Raw genomic sequence first — 14,830 nt, forward strand, 5'->3', positions numbered from 1 at the left:
GTGGTGACCATCGCCGACGTCGCGCGGCACGCGGGCGTGTCGTCCAGCACGGTGAGCTACGTCCTGAGCGGCAAGCGCGCGATCTCGGAGGAGACCCGGCGCCGGGTGCAGACCTCGGTGCGCGAGCTCGGCTACCACCCGCACGCGGGCGCGCGGTCGCTCGCGGCCCGGCGGTCGCACGTCATCGCGCTGATGGTGCCGTTGCGGTCGGACGTCTACGTGCCGGTCATGATGGAGATCGCCATCGCGGTGACCACCACGGCCCGCCGGCACGGCTACGACGTCCTGCTGATCACCAACGACGAGGGCGCGGACGGGGTCCGCCGGATCGCCGCGAGCGGCCTGGCGGACGGCCTGCTGCTGATGGACGTCGAGCTCGACGACGCGCGCATCCCGGTGCTGCGCGAGCGCGACACCCAGGCGTCGCTCATCGGGCTCGCGGACGACGTGCGAGGACTGTCCTGCGTGGACCACGACTTCGCCGCCGCCGGGGCGTTGTGCGCGGACCACCTCGCGGACCTCGGGCACCGCGAGGTCGCGTTCGTCGGCTACGGGTCCGGCGTCTACCACCGGCACGCGGGCTACGCCGAGCGCACGCTCGCCGGGTTCCGCGACCGGGCCGCCGGGCGCGGGCTGCGGTTCGTGCACCGCACCTGCGAGGGTACGTACGAGAGCACGGCCGGGACGCTCGCCCGCGTGCTCGCCGACCGTCCCGGCACCACGGCGTTCGTCGTGCAGAACGAGGGCGCGATCGGGCCGTTGCTCAGCCTGCTGCGCACCAGCGGGCGGACCGTGCCCGAGGACGTCTCGGTGCTGGCGCTGTGCCAGGACCAGCTCGCCGAGCAGTTCGCCCCGAGACTCACCGCGGTCACCGGCTCGGCTCACGAACTGGGCCGCGTCGCCGTGGAGCAGCTCATGAGCAGGCTCGCCGCGGTGCGCGACGGCGGCCGTCCCGCCGACGACCGGGTCCTGCTCACCCCCGTCCTGACCGTGCGCGAGAGCACGGGACCCGCGCCCGTCCGCACCCCCTGACGCGAGGAGCTCCCGCATGTCCCCGTACTTCCGCGACCTCGGCACCGCCCTCGAGTGGCGGGCCAGGGGCGAAACCCTGCGCGTCGAGGCGTGGGGCCCCGACTCGGTCCGCGTCCGCGCCACGCCCGGCGGCCCGTTGCTCGACGACCTGCCCGGCGCCCTGCTCGACGCACCTCCGCCCGCCGAGGTGGAGATCAAGATCGCCGACGACCACGCGACGCTGGTCGTGGGCGCGCTGACCGTGCGGATCGACGGGCGGCCCGCGGGCGAGCTGCAACCCGACCTGTCGTCGTCGGCGGGCCTGCTCACGTTCCGCCGCACCGAGGACGGCGCGGAGCTGCTCGCCGAGGAGCCCGCGCACTTCTGGTGGCCGGGTCCGCGTCTCGCCACCGCGACCGGCAACGGCTACCACCGCCTCGAACAGCGCTTCCGCGCCTACCCCGGCGAGCGGCTGCACGGTCTCGGCCAGCACACGCACGGCCTGTTCGACCAGAAGGGCGCCGTCATCGACCTCGTGCAGCGCAACGCCGAGGTCACCATCCCGCTGCTGATCTCCGACCGCGGCTACGGCCTGCTGTGGAACTCGCCCGCGATCGGCCGGGTCGAGCTGGCCGAGACCGGCACCCGCTGGGTCGCCGACAGCGCCCGCCAGATCGACTACTGGGTCACCGCGGGACGACCGGCCGACGTGCTGCGCCGCTACGCCGACGTGACGGGGCATGCGCCCGTGCTCCCGGAGTGGGCGTCCGGGTTCTGGCAGTGCAAGCTGCGCTACCGCACCCAGGACGAGCTGCTGGAGGTCGCCCGCGAGTACCGGCGGCGCGGCCTGCCGCTGTCCGTGATCGTGTGCGACTTCTTCCACTGGACGCACCTCGGCGAGTGGCGCTTCGACCCCGCCGAGTGGCCCGACCCGGCCGCGATGGTCCGCGAGCTGGACGAAATGGGCGTCAAGCTGATGGTGTCGGTCTGGCCGTCGGTGAGCCCGGCCAGCGAGAACTACCACCCGATGCTGAACCGGGGGCTGTTCGTCGGCACCGAGTTCGGGCCCGTGGCGCACGCGGACTGGCCGGACAAGGGACTCGGCGCGTACTCCGCCCAGGTCGCCTTCTACGACGCCACCAACCCGGACGCCCGCGAGTTCCTCTGGGAGCGGCTCCGGCGCGGCTACCACGACCTCGGCGTCACGGTGTTCTGGCTGGACGCCTGCGAACCCGAGCTGAAGCCCGGCCACCAGTACAACCTGCGCTACCACGCGGGACCCGGCCTGGAGGTCGGCAACCTGTACCCGCGCGAGAACGCCCGCACCGTCCACGACGGACTCGCGGCCCTCGGCGAGACCGAGATCATCTCGCTCAACCGCTCGTCGTGGGCGGGCGCCCAGCGCTACGGCGCCGCGCTGTGGTCCGGCGACATCGGCACGGACTTCGCCACCCTGCGCGCCCAGATCAAGGCGGGCCTGAACGTGATGCTGTCCGGCATCCCCTGGTGGACCACGGACATCGGCGGCTTCCACGGCGGTGACCCCGCCGACCCGGCCTACCGCGAGGTGCTGGTCCGCTGGTTCCAGTACGGCACCTTCTGCCCGCTGTTCCGCCTGCACGGCAACCGCGGCGCCGGGCACGGCCTGGAACCCGGGATGACCGGGCTGCCCAACGAGGTCTGGTCCTACGGCGAGGAGGCCTACGAGATCCTCGCCGCCCACCTGCGGCTGCGGGAACGCCTGCGCCCGTACGTGATGGAGCAGATGCGCACGACCGCCGAGACCGGACTGCCGCCGATGCGGCCGGTGTTCCTCGAGTTCCCGGACGACCCGGCGGCGTGGCGGGTCGACGACGCGTTCCTGCTGGGGCCGGACCTCCTGGTCGCACCCGTCACCGAGGCGGGTGCCCGCGAACGCGAGGTGTACCTGCCCGCCGGTGCGAGGTGGACCGATGCGTGGACGGGACAGGAGCACGACGGCGGCCGGACCGTCGTGGTCGCCGCTCCTCTGGAGCGCGTCCCGCTGTTCCTGCGCGACGGCGCCCTGCTGCCCGTGCGGGAGGACAGATGATCGAGTTCGGCGGCGACTACAACCCCGAGCAGTGGGACGAGGAGGTGTGGAAGGAGGACGACCAGCTGATGCGGGAGGCGGGCGTCACCCTCGTCACGGTCGGCGTCTTCTCCTGGGCGCTGCTCGAACCGGAGGAGGGCCGGTTCGACTTCGCGTGGCTCGACGCGCACCTGGACCGCCTGCACGCCAACGGGGTGCGCGTCGACCTGGCCACCCCGACGGCGTCACCGCCGCCGTGGTTCTCCCTCGCGCACCCGGACGCCCTGCCCGTGACCGCCGACGGAACCAGGCTGGTGCACGGCAGCCGCGACACCTACTGCCTCACCGCACCCGCGTACCGGTCGGCGGCGCTGCGCGTGGCCACGGCGCTCGCGGAACGTTACGGCGACCACCCGGCACTCGCGCTGTGGCACGTCCACAACGAGTACGGGACGGTGTGCTGGTGCGACCACACCGCTGCGGCGTTCCGCACCTGGTTGCAGGCCCGGTACGGCTCGCTGGACGCCCTGAACGAGTCGTGGGGGACGGCGTTCTGGAGCCAGCGCTACGGCGACTGGGACCAGGTGCTGCCGCCGCGCGCCACCCAGTGGCACCGCAACCCCGGGCAGTCGCTGGACTTCCGCCGGTTCTTCTCCGACGAGGTGGTCGGCGCCTACCGCGAGCAGCGCGACGCGATCCGCGCGCACAGCGACCGCCCGGTGACGACGAACCTGATGCTGCCGGGCTACCAGAACGTCGACCTGTGGGCGCTCGGCCGGGAGGTGGACGTCGTGGCGATCGACCACTACCCGGACGCGCCGGGCCTCGACGCGGCCGCCGACGTCGCGTTCGCCGCAGACCGCGCCCGCTCGTTCGCGGCCGGCCAGCCGTGGCTGCTGATGGAGCAGTCCACGAACACCGCGTACCAGGGCGATCGCGTGCTGCCGAAGGAACCGGGCGAGATCCTGCGGCACTCGCTCGGGCACGTCGCGCGCGGAGCGGACGGGGTGCTGTTCTTCCAGTGGCGCCAGTCGAAGGCGGGTGCCGAGCAGTGGCACTCGGCGATGGTGCCGCACACCGGTCCGGACAGCCGGATCTTCCGCGAGGTCCGGGAGACCGGGGCGGCCGTCGCCCGGCTCGCCCCGCTGGCCGGGTCCACCGTCACGGCCCAGGTCGCCGTAATGCACGACTCCGAGGCGTGGTGGGCGCTGGACTCCGACGGCCTGCCGTCCCCCGACCTCGGCTACCACCAGGCCCTGCGCGCGGCCCACCGGGCGTTGTGGGACAACGGGGTCGTGGCCGACTTCGCGCACCCGGAGGCGGACCTGACCCGCTACCGGTTCGTGCTCGCCCCAGCGCTGTACCTGCTCTCCGACGAAGGCGCGGAGAACCTCGCCCGGTACGCCGCGGACGGGGGAACGTTGCTGGTGCAGCACTTCTGCGGGGTCGTCGACCGCCGGCTGCACGCCCACCTCGGCGGCTACCCGGCCGCACCGCTGCGGGAGGCGCTGGGCATCCGCGTCGAGGAGCACCGGCCGTTGCCGGCGGGGGAGCGGATCACGCTGTCCGACGGTTCGCACGCCACGGCCTGGAGCGAGTGGATCCGACTGCAGGGCGCCGAGTCCGTCGTCTCCCACACCAGCGGCGCGCTGGCCGGATCGCCCGCGCTGACCCGCAGGCGCACCGCCTGGTACCTCTCCACCCGCCTCGACCGCGTCGACTACACCGCGCTCGTCGCCGAACTGCTGGACCTGTCCGACGTCGCGCGGGTGCTGCCGGGCCTGCCGTCCGGTGTCGAGGCCGTCACGCGCGAGGCAGGCGACCGGCGCTGGCACGTCGTGCTGAACCACCGCGCGGACTCCGTGCCGCTGCCGGGACCGGTGCACGACCTGCTCGCCGGAGGCCTCGTGGCGGAACTGCCCGCCGGTGGATGTGCCGTGCTGCGAGAAGGAGGGCGGCGGTGATCCCGGTCATCGCGGGCATGCACCCCGACCCGAGCGTGTGCCGCGTCGGCGACGACTACTACCTGGTGTGCTCCAGCTTCGAGTACTTCCCGGGCGTTCCGGTGTTCCACAGCACGGACCTGGTGCGGTGGAAGCAGATCGGCAATGCGTTGGACCGGCCGTCGCAGCTGGCCCTGAGCGCGGCCACGCCGTCGTCGGCCGGGATCTACGCGCCGACGCTGCGCCATCACGACGGCCGGTTCTGGCTGGTCGTCACGAACGTGAGCGACGGCGGCGGAAACGTGGTCCTCACCGCGACCGACCCGGCGGGGCCGTGGTCCGACCCGGTCCCGTTGCCCGGTGTCGAGGGCATCGACCCGGACCTCGCCTGGGACTCCGACGGGAACTGCTGGTGCACGGTGGCGGGGGTGGCGCAGTACCGCGTCGACCCCGCGACGGGGGAGGCGTCCGGCCCTCCCACCCGGCTCTGGTCGGGCACGCCCGGTTCGAAGGCCCCGGAAGCGCCGCACCTGTACCAGATCGGTGACTTTTGGTACCTGCTGATCGCCGAGGGTGGTACCGAACGCGGTCACGCCGTCTCGATCGCCCGTTCCGCCGCGCCCACCGGCCCGTTCGAGCCCTGCCCGGACAACCCGGTCCTGTCGCACCGAGGCACCGACGATCCCGTGCAGAACACCGGTCACGCCGATCTGGTGCAGGCACCGGACGGCGCCTGGTGGATGGTGTTCCTCGGCGTGCGGCCGGGTGGCGGCACCCCCGGCTGGCACGTGCTCGGCCGCGAGACGTTCCTGGCGCCGGTGACCTGGGTCGACGGCTGGCCCGTCGTCGGGGAGATCGTGCCCGGCGCCGAGTCCCTGAGCGTCGAACGGGACGAGTTCGACTCCCCGCGACTCGACCCGTCGTGGATCTCGCTGCGCGACCGTTCCGAGCAGCACTGCGCCACCGGTGAAACGCCGGGCTGGCTCACGTTGCGCGCCCGCGGGTCCGGAATGGACGATCCCGCCGTCGTGTTCGCGGGCCGGCGCCAGCGGCACCTGTCGTGCGCGGCCCGGACTCTCGTGGACGCCGCGGACGGCAGCGGTGGCCTTGTGGTCCGGCTGGACGAGGACCACCACTACGAGGTCGAGGCCGCGGCCGGGCAGGTGCGGGTGCTCGCCCGGATCGGCCCGCTGCACGCCGTCGTCGCGACGCTGGCCGTGCCGGACGGGCCGGTCGTCCTGGAGGTGCGGGTGCGACCGCGGCCGCCCCAGGACTCCCGGTCCGGTCCGGACGTGCTGACGTTCTGCGTCGAGACCATCGAACTCGCCTCGCTCGACGGGAAGTACCTGTCGACCGAGGTCGCCGGCGGGTTCACCGGGCGGGTGATCGGCCTCTACGCCGCGACGGGCACCGTGCGGTTCGACTGGTTCGAGTACGACCCGCTCGGCTGACCCCGTCAGGCGCAGACGTTCGACGAGCTGTTGTTCAGCGTGAGGTTGCGGAAAGTCGTGTTCGTCCCGCAGGGGCTCTCCCGGACGGCCGAGTTCGTCACCGTCAGGTTCTGCACGGTGATGTCGCGGTTGTTCGGGAACTCCGAGCGCGCGGCCAGCCGGATCTCGCCGCCGCCGCTCACCGTGCCGCTCTGCGTCGCGAGGACCACGTTGGTGCAGTTCTCGATCAGCACGGCGTTGTTGCCGGTGTTCGCGAGGTCGATCCGGTCGATGCTCAGCCCGCCGCTCTCCGACACGCAGAACACGCCCCGGCCGCCACCGCGCGCCCGGACCGTGCCGACCCGGATGTTCGTGGGGTAGGACGAGCCGATGCGGCCGTTGCGGTTGGCGGTGCGGAACGCGGCGTACCCGGTGCCGGTGCCCGCGTTCTCCGCGTCGACCGTGCCGACGGTCGCGTTGATCGTGTCGTTGAGCAGCAGGCCGGACTCGCCGACGTTGCGGGCGGTCACCGTGCCGATCGTGAGGCCGTCCACGCCGTAGGTCTCGACGGCGTGGCTGCTCGCACCGGACGCGTAGACGTTGTCGATCCGGATGTTCCGGCTGCGCACGCTGGTGTCGCCGCGGTTGTCGATCCGGACGCCGAGCCCTCCGGACAGGCGCAGGTCGATCTGGCCGAGCACGACGTTGTCGACGTTGCGCAGGAAGATCCCGTACAGCGGGCGCCCGGTGACGCTGAGGTGGCCCACCTCGACGTCGCGGGTGCCCCGGGAGTAGATCGGGGCCTGGTCGCCGGAGCCGCTGCCGGTGACGTTGATCGTGCCGCAGACGTCAATGCCCGTGTAGCTGGGCAACGAGATCCGCGCGCCCGCGCTGATCGCACCGCTGCCGCGCACGACGACCCACTGCTTCGAGGTGCGCCCGCTCGTGAGGCTGCCGACCGCGGCCTGGACCGCGGCCCGCAGGTCGGTGCCGGTGTAGACGGTCCGCCCGGCGTTGCGCGAGGTCCACGTGCTGCCGCTGAGCACCGCCTCGGCGTTGTACGTGCGGTCGCCGCAGGCCATCGCCTGCGGCGCCGCGGTCGCGGGGGCGAGCCCGCCGAGCACGGTCACCGCCGCGAGGGCCGCGCCGATCCTGGTCGGGAACATGCTGGTTCTCCTTCCGTTGGGGCGGCGGCGGTGTGGTCTCACGCGGCGGGCTCGCCGGAGGGCGCGGTGAGCTGGACGCCCTGCGGTGCGGGCGTGCCGAAGTTCGGTGTGCCGTCGGCGTTCCAGGTGAACTTCTGGGCGCGGGTGGACCGTTCCATGCCGCACCCGGCCGAGGCGCTGGTGTTGCCGTGGTAGACGATCCAGTCCTCGGTGCCGTCGGGCGACTTGAAGAACCCGTTGTGCCCCGGCCCGAACACGCCGTGCTCGTCGCTGCGCTGGAACACCGGGTTCGCGGACTTGGTCCAGTGCGCCCGGTTCAGCGGGTCGGTGCCGGTGAGGGTGAGCAGGCCGAGCTTGTAGTCCGGGCCCCAGCAGGCGCTCGCCGAGTACACGATCATGGTGCGCCCGTTGCGGTACAACGGTTCCGCGCCCTCGTTGACCGGCGCGGTCTGCCTCTCCCACGCCAGGGTGGGCTGCGAGATGGTGCGCCGCGCGCCGCTGATCGTGTACGGGTTGGCCAGCGGCGTGATCGTCAGGCTCTGCGTGCCGTCCATCGCGCTGCCCATCAGGTACAGCTTCCCGTTGTGCTGCAGGATGCTCGGGTCGAGCTCCCACGTGCTGCCCAGGTCCGCCTTGAACGAGTACGGCCCCATGGGGTCGGAGCCCGCGCTCTCCAGCACGTGCAGCCGTTGGGTGGGGTTGTAGTCCGGCACGTTCTGGCCGGCCACGTAGTAGAGGTACCAGCGGCCGTTGAGGAGGTGGAACTCCGGTGCCCACATGTTGCAGCACCCGTTGGGACGGCCGGACAGGCTGAACACCACGGTGTCCGCCGCGCTCGACAGGCCCGCCAGCGTGCGGGAGCGTCGCATGGTGATCGTCGAGTTCCACGTCGTGGTGGCGAGGTAGTAGTAGCCGTTGTGGAACTGCAGCCACGGGTCGGGACCGTTGCTCTTGACCGGGTTCTTGAAGTTGCCGGGCGCGCCGAGCTTCACCAGCTGCCACTGCTGGTTCGTGCCACCGGTGTCGGGCCACTGGATCAGCTGGGCGGCGTTGGCGGTGGAGAAGTCGAGGACGTCGACCGCCTTGCCGCTCGCCCGGCTGATCAGCCGCACGTGCCCGTCCGGGGAGTCGGCGAGCCGGAACTGCTGGCCGGTGCGGCCGGCGTCGGTCGTCTGCACGAGCCCGGCCCGGTCCGCGGTCGACGGGAAGTCGAGGACCTTCCCACTGTGCCGGGACCTCAGCCGGTAGTAGCCGCCGCCGGAGTCGACGAACTGCCACTGCTGCCAGGCACCGTCGTTGCGGGCGTACTGCGAGATCCGGGCGCCGTCGGCGGTGGACAGGTCGTAGACGTCCAACGCCTTGCCGCTGTGGCGGTTGACCAACGCGTAGGACGCGCTGGTGTCCACCACGGCGGCGTGCGCCACTGCGGGCACGGCGAGGCCGCCCACCACCAGGAGGGCCGCGGCGGCCAGCTTGCTGATCGAGGTCACGGTCTTCTCCTCAGCGCAGGAACGGCCAGCCGGCCGAGTCGTAGGCCAGCAGGTTGATGCCGAGCCGCGACGCGCCGCTGTCGGTGTAGTAGTGGTAGACGAGGACGTCGCCGTCGACGTCGGCGAGCACGTCCTGGTGCCCCGGCCCGTGCACGCTGCCCTGGCCCGCGAGGATCTCCGTGCCGCCACCCGAGGTGAGGGCGGTGCCGTCGCGGGCGACGTACGGGCCGGTGACGCTGGTGGAACGGCCCGCCACCACCCGGTACGTGCTGGCCGCGCCCCGGCAGCAGTAGTCGAACGAGACGAACTGGTAGTAGTAGGCGCCGCGCTTGACGATGGTCGGCGCCTCGATCGGACCGCCGCCGCGGCCCGCGATCGAGCGCAGCGTCGAATCCGCCCGCAACCCCGTGGACGGGACGAGCGCGATCATCTTGATGCCGGACCAGAACGAGCCGAAGCTCAGCCACCAGCGGCCCTGCTCGTCCACGACGAGGTCGGGGTCGATGGCGTTGAAGTCGTCGGACGTCCGCGACTCGACGACCAGGCCGCGGTGCGTCCAGGTGCCGGGATCACCGCTCGGGCTGGTGGCGAGGAAGATCGCCGACCGGTTCGAGCCGAACGTCGAGGCCGAGTAGTACAGCCAGTACCGTCCGTCGCGATAGGACAGATCCGGTGCCCAGAGCGTGCGGTCGCCGTTGGTGTACGCGGTGGTCCACGGCGCGCCGCCGGGGAACGCCGACCCCACGTTGCGGAACGCGATCCGGTCGGTCGAGGTCTTGAGCGCGATGTTCGCGCCCGTGTGGGCCACCAGGTAACTGCCGTCGGCGCGCCTGACCGCGGTCGGGTCGTGCACGCTCACGTCACCGGTGACCCGGCCTGGCAGGGGATAGGCCGAGGCCGGCGGTGCGGTCGCCAGGAAGATCAGGACGATCGTGGAGAGCAACGCTGCTGTCCTCATCTCCGCTCACTCCAGCACGAACGTCGCGTCGGTGCGTGCCTGCGCGTCGCCGGCGGCCTGGAGGTTCAGCAGGCCGCCGGTGTTCCGCAGGTAGAGGCCGGGGAAGTTGACCGACTCGAACGACACCGCCGAGCTCGCCGCGAGCCCCGCCCGCTGCGTGAAGCTGGCGTCGTTGCGGAACAACGTGCTGCCGTCGTTGCGCTCGACCCACAGCTCGTTGTTGCGGTGACGCAGGAAGTAGCCGGGGAAGTTCGTCGACTCGAGCGACACCGCGCCGGACCCCGCGAGGCCCGTGACGACCTTGAACTGCGAGTCGGCCAGCGGCGACACGCCCGCCTCCACGCGGGCGCGGTACTCCCAGTGCCGGACGAAGCGGTCGGGCGAGGAGTAAGTCCGGAGCCGCACCGGGGTGGGGCCGTCGGGGACGGGGACGCCGAAGTCCGGTGTGCCGTCGACGCGGTAGTAGACCTTCTGCACGCGGGTGCGGCGGTTCGGGTCGTTGAGCGGGTCGCCGCTGATGTCGCGGTAGTTGCGGTCGTGGTAGACCAGCACGTCGCTGGTGCCGTCCTCCGACACCGTGAACGAGTTGTGGCCCGGCCCGTACTGGCCGGTGGCGGCGTTGGTGGCGAACACGGGGCTGGGGCTCTTGCTCCACGACGCCGGGTTCAGCAGGTCCGCCGACGCGGACGCGGTCAGCAGCCCGAGGCAGTAGTTCGCGTCCGTGGCGCTGGCGGAGTAGGTGAGGAAGATCCTCCCGTTGCGCTGCAACACCGACGGCCCCTCGGCCACCTTGTACCCGCGGGTCTCCCAGGCGAGCGTCGGCACGGTCAGCCGCGTCACCGCGCCGGTGATCGTCCACGGCGTCGAGCCCATGCGGGCCAGGTAGACGTTGGAATTCGTGGCGATGCCGGGTTCCTGCTGGGCCCAGGTCAGGTAGCGGGTGCCGTTGTGCACGAACGTGGACGCGTCCAGGGAGAAGGTGTCCCAAGGGGTCGTGATGCGGCCGCGTTCGGTCCACGTCCCGCTCAGCGGGTTGGCGCTGGAGCTCTCCAGCACGTACATCCGGATGCGCCAGATGTCGTCGCTGCGGCCCGCGGCGAAGTAGACGTACCACCTGCCGTTGACGAAGTGGATCTCCGGTGCCCAGATGTGCGCGGCCATCTCGCCGCTGGAGTGCTTGCGCCAGATGACCGTCTCCGGTGCGGACGCGAGGCCCTGGATCGTGGTCGCGCGGCGCAGGACGATCCGGTCGTACTCGGGCACCGTCGCCGTGAAGTAGTAGAAGCCGTCGGTGTGCTTGAAGATGTGCGGGTCGGCCCGCCGTTCGGCGATCGGGTTGGTGTAGCGCACCGCCGGTGCCGCAGCGGCCTGCGGCACGGGGAGCCCCGCCGCGACGACGAGCACCAGCAGGGCCAGGCGCAGGAACGTTGTCTTCATCGACTGTCCTTTCAGGCCAGTGGCGCGGTGACGGTGAACGAGGCGTCGCCCGCGAACACCGCGTCGGAGGTGCGCCAGTCGACCCGCAGCTCGTGGTTCTGGTGACGCAGGAACCGGCCGGGGTGGGAGTAGGACTCGAACGACATGCCGCCGGCGAGCCCGGCCCTGGCGCAGAACGTGGCGTCGCGGGCGAAGGCCGCGTCACCGGTGCCGGTGTCCAGCCGCACGCGGAAGGCGTAGTGCCGCAGGTAGCGGTCCGGGAAGTTCACCGACCGCAGCGAGACGCACGCCGCGTTCGCCAGACCGGGCACGACCGTGAACGTCGCGTCCCGGCGCGCCTGCAGATCGCCGACCGGCTCGACGTACCCGAGGTTGTCGCGGTGGCGAACGTGGCGGTCGGGGAGGTTCACCGACCGCAGTGACCGGGCACCCGTCGGCACCGCCGTGCCGTCGCCGGAGTCCTCGCGCAGCACGGTGAAGTGCCGCGCGGTGCCGGAAAGGCCGCTCAGTTCGGTCTTCGCGCCGAAGCTGCTCAGGTTCGCGCTGTCGGCGTAGAAGTAGCGCCGCTGCCCGTACTGGTCGAAGTAGATCCGCCAGCGGCCGTCCGGCAGCCGCACGAGCGCGGGTCCTTCGAGCCCGGCACCCCAGCCCGCCCAGTCACCCGTGCCGACGAACGTCCACGGGCCGCTCAACGACGTGGCGGTCGCGTGCTCGATGTACTTCGTGGTCTCGTTCTTGAGGAAGTTGTGGTAGGTGCCGCCGACCTTGACCAGGAAGCTGTCGATGAAGTTGGCCGGGATGCCGAGCGCGACCGGGCTGCTCCACGTCGACAGGTCCGCGCTGGTCGCGGTGATCCGGTACGGGCGGAACTGGCCCGCCGTGCCGGTGGTGGACGCCGAGAAGACCACGTGCACGCTGCCGTCGCTGTCCCGGAACCACTCCGGTGCCCACGTGCTGCCGGTGGCACCGTTCAGCCCGACCCGGACGGTGCGCAGGAACGTCCAGTTCACGTAGTCCGCGCTGCGGGCGAAGCCGATCGTGTCGCCCGTCCAGTTCGTGGTGTGGACGATGTAGTAGTAGCCGTCGGTGTGCCGCAGCACGCTGGGATCGCGGATCAGTCCCGACGGCGGCGTGTAGGCGTTGGCCCGCACCTGGCTGAACGTCGTCGCGTTCGCCGAGTCGTAGACGTGCATGTTGGACTCGCTGCTGTTCGTGAACGCGGTCATCACGTAGTGCGGCACCGGTCCGGCGGCGGAGGCCACCGGACTGGAGGACAGGACGGCCAGGGTGGCGATGAGCAGCGCGAGCCTGCGCGCCGGACGAACGGCGCGCGGCAGGGGATGACGCATGGACCGGCTCCTCGTGCAGGGGAAGGCTCCGGGATGTGAGCGTTAACACTATGCATGGCCGTGGCGGTCGAATAGGCGTTCGACGTCGTGTTCGACGCCCGGTTCGACAACTCGTGCCGCAGGCCGGGCCGGCGCGGCTGACGCACCGACCCGGCCTGTCCGGGTGGCGACGGTGGTCAGAAGGTGACGGTCTTCCCGCCGAGGGTGACGACGAGCCTGCCGTCGGAGGCGAACGACCAGCCGAGGGCTCCGGTGTGGTTCGCGCACCGGGACCCGTTGGAGCCGGACCAGAACTGGTTGGAGGAGTCGGAGTTGCCGACGACCTTGTCGTTGCTCCCGCTGCCGCTGCGGCAGGACGTGTTGCTGCGGAACACCGAGCTGCCCGCGTCGAAGGTGAAGTTGCGCTCGCCGTTGTCGATGCTCAGGTTGCTCGACACGGTCATGGAGCCGGGGTTGCGGTTGTAGGTGAAGCCGTGCTTGCCGTTGTCGTAGGCGATCGTGCGGGTGATCGTGTGGTTGACGCCGATGTCCTCGCCGCCGAGCTTGAACCCGTTGCGGTCGCCGTTGCCCGCCTGGCCGCCGTTGCTCAGGGTGCCGTTCTCGTAGGCCAGCGAGTCCTCGATGGCGACGGCGCCGATCGCACCGGTGTCCGACTTGGTGTAGAGGTCCCAGCCGTCGTCGATGTTGTTGTGCGCCACGGAGTAGCGGAACACGTTGCCGGGCCCGGAGGTGAGCTTGGCGGCGAACCCGTCGGCGTCCTCGCCGTCGGAGTCCGCGTTGTCGTGCGACTCGGCGCCGAGGATCAGGTTGTACGACGGCCACTGGTCCTTCGGCGTGCTGGACAGCGTGCGGGAGAGCTGCAGGCCGGTGTCGCGGTTGAACCGCGTGACCGTGCGCTCGAAGATGTTGTGGCTGCCGCCGACGAAGATGCCGTTGTCCCCGGCCCGTTCGACGATGACGCCCTGGACGTGCCAGTAGGAACCGGTCACGGCGAGACCCCGGTTGGCCGGGTCCTCGGACTGCGCCGAGAAGTTCAGCACCGGCTTCTCGCCCTGGTAGGCGGCGAGCTTCTTGCGGGCCGACGCCGTGCCGTTGTTGGTGGGCGGGATGGTCACCGTCTGCGCGAAGCTGTAGGTGCCGCCGCGCAGGAAGATCGTGCCGCCCGCGGCCACGCGCGGCAGGGCCGAGGTCAGCGTGGTGGGGTCGGAGATCGTCCCGCTCGCACCGTCGCGGCCGGACGGTGACACGTACAGCGCGTTCGCGGGCGGCGTGCTGGTGGTGGTCGTCGGGTCGGTGGTGGTCGTGGTCGTCGTGGTGGTGGTCGTCGTGCTGGTCGGGCCGCCGCCGGGCGGGGTGAGCGTCCACTGCTTGGTGGCGGCGCTGTCGCACGAGTTCGTCTGGATCAACGCCCCGGCGGTCGTGGCGTTGTCCTTGACGTTGAGGCACTTGCCGCCGTTGGCGTTGACGAGGCGGTGGTTCCCGCCGCTGGCCGTCAGGGCCCACACCTGGCTCGTCGCACCGGTGCACGTCTCCAACTGGACCGGCTTGCCCGCGCTGGTCGACGCGTCCCGCACGCCGACGCACAGGCCGCCCGCGGTGATCCGGACCCCGCCGCTGACGTCGGTCAGCACCCACTCCTGCCCGGCACAGGCCTGCTGCCGCAGCTGCGTCCCGGCCGCCGGGCTCGTGCCCGCGTCGAGGCACTGGCCGCTGCCGGCGTTCTTGAGCACGTAGGTGCCCGCGGCGTTGGCGGTCGCGGCGAGGCCGGGCCACGCCGCGAGCACGGTGACCAGTGCGACGACGGCACCGCCCGATGCCACTCCGGCGCGGACGCGGCGTCGTCGCGCCAGGTGCGCGGGCTGTTCCGAAATGCCCATGGAGACTCCACTCGACGTTGAGAGAAAAGGTTTCCCGGTCGGGAGCGCGGCGGGTTTCGGACGGGATGCTAGGAGCGTTCTCGACGCGAGGTCAACGGCGAGAATTCGCGGTCCGCGTC

10 protein-coding genes are annotated in these 14,830 nt (G+C 71.7%); 4 read left to right on the forward strand and 6 right to left on the reverse strand.

Annotated elements, in window-relative coordinates; all coding sequences use genetic code 11:
• From ABZX02_RS07715 to ABZX02_RS07730, 4 genes are read left to right on the forward strand one after another with little or no spacing between them, the layout of a single operon-like run.
• Complete coding sequence (locus ABZX02_RS07715) at positions 1-1,032, forward strand: LacI family DNA-binding transcriptional regulator (RefSeq protein ID WP_355295888.1); 1,032 nt, start codon at positions 1-3, stop codon at positions 1,030-1,032.
• 16 nt (positions 1,033-1,048) lie between these two features.
• The gene (locus ABZX02_RS07720) at positions 1,049-3,082 is read left to right on the forward strand and encodes a glycoside hydrolase family 31 protein (RefSeq protein WP_355295890.1); all 2,034 of its coding nucleotides are present in this window, start codon (positions 1,049-1,051) and stop codon (positions 3,080-3,082) included.
• Complete coding sequence (locus tag ABZX02_RS07725) at positions 3,079-5,025, forward strand: beta-galactosidase (RefSeq protein ID WP_355295892.1); 1,947 nt, start codon at positions 3,079-3,081, stop codon at positions 5,023-5,025. Before ABZX02_RS07720 ends, ABZX02_RS07725 begins: the two co-directional genes overlap by 4 nt.
• A complete protein-coding gene (locus tag ABZX02_RS07730; RefSeq protein WP_355295894.1) occupies positions 5,022-6,455 on the forward strand; it encodes a glycoside hydrolase family 43 protein in 1,434 nt (477 codons plus the stop codon). Before ABZX02_RS07725 ends, ABZX02_RS07730 begins: the two co-directional genes overlap by 4 nt.
• Positions 6,456-6,460: 5 nt before the next feature.
• On the opposite strand, the gene ABZX02_RS07735 is transcribed toward ABZX02_RS07730, so the two are convergent.
• The 6 genes from ABZX02_RS07735 to ABZX02_RS07760 all read right to left on the reverse strand — a co-directional run bounded on the left by ABZX02_RS07735 (position 6,461) and on the right by ABZX02_RS07760 (position 14,711).
• Positions 6,461-7,600 (reverse strand): hypothetical protein, encoded by a 1,140-nt coding sequence (locus tag ABZX02_RS07735; RefSeq protein ID WP_355295896.1) that lies wholly within the window; start codon positions 7,598-7,600, stop codon positions 6,461-6,463.
• 38 nt (positions 7,601-7,638) lie between these two features.
• A complete protein-coding gene (locus tag ABZX02_RS07740; protein ID WP_355295898.1) occupies positions 7,639-9,090 on the reverse strand; it encodes a family 43 glycosylhydrolase in 1,452 nt (483 codons plus the stop codon).
• 10 nt (positions 9,091-9,100) lie between these two features.
• Positions 9,101-10,048, reverse strand: a complete 948-nt coding sequence (locus ABZX02_RS07745) for an arabinan endo-1,5-alpha-L-arabinosidase (RefSeq protein WP_355295900.1) — start codon at positions 10,046-10,048, stop codon at positions 9,101-9,103.
• A gap of 6 nt (positions 10,049-10,054) precedes the next feature.
• A complete protein-coding gene (locus ABZX02_RS07750; protein WP_355295901.1) occupies positions 10,055-11,485 on the reverse strand; it encodes a family 43 glycosylhydrolase in 1,431 nt (476 codons plus the stop codon).
• 11 nt (positions 11,486-11,496) lie between these two features.
• Positions 11,497-12,834 carry a glycoside hydrolase family 43 protein gene (locus ABZX02_RS07755; RefSeq protein WP_355295903.1) on the reverse strand — a complete coding sequence of 446 codons (1,338 nt, stop codon included), beginning with the start codon at positions 12,832-12,834 and terminating at the stop codon, positions 11,497-11,499.
• Positions 12,835-13,010: 176 nt separating this feature from the next.
• Positions 13,011-14,711, reverse strand: coding sequence for an RICIN domain-containing protein (locus ABZX02_RS07760; protein WP_355295904.1), 1,701 nt, complete (start codon positions 14,709-14,711; stop codon positions 13,011-13,013).
• Positions 14,712-14,830 lie beyond the last annotated feature (119 nt).

The sequence above is a fragment of the Lentzea sp. NPDC003310 genome, from assembly GCF_040610935.1.
Lineage (GTDB): Bacteria > Actinomycetota > Actinomycetes > Mycobacteriales > Pseudonocardiaceae > Lentzea.

Bases quoted from the DNA above. Each gene is read 5' to 3' on its own strand.
- ABZX02_RS07725 (WP_355295892.1), top strand. From the start codon at position 3,079: ATGATCGAGTTCGGCGGCGACTACAACCCCGAGCAGTGGGACGAGGAG.
- ABZX02_RS07720 (WP_355295890.1), top strand. From the start codon at position 1,049: ATGTCCCCGTACTTCCGCGACCTCGGCACCGCCCTCGAGTGGCGGGCC.
- ABZX02_RS07755 (WP_355295903.1), bottom strand. From the start codon at position 12,834: ATGCGTCATCCCCTGCCGCGCGCCGTTCGTCCGGCGCGCAGGCTCGCG.
- ABZX02_RS07735 (WP_355295896.1), bottom strand. From the start codon at position 7,600: ATGTTCCCGACCAGGATCGGCGCGGCCCTCGCGGCGGTGACCGTGCTC.
- ABZX02_RS07745 (WP_355295900.1), bottom strand. From the start codon at position 10,048: ATGAGGACAGCAGCGTTGCTCTCCACGATCGTCCTGATCTTCCTGGCG.
- ABZX02_RS07750 (WP_355295901.1), bottom strand. From the start codon at position 11,485: ATGAAGACAACGTTCCTGCGCCTGGCCCTGCTGGTGCTCGTCGTCGCG.
- ABZX02_RS07760 (WP_355295904.1), bottom strand. From the start codon at position 14,711: ATGGGCATTTCGGAACAGCCCGCGCACCTGGCGCGACGACGCCGCGTC.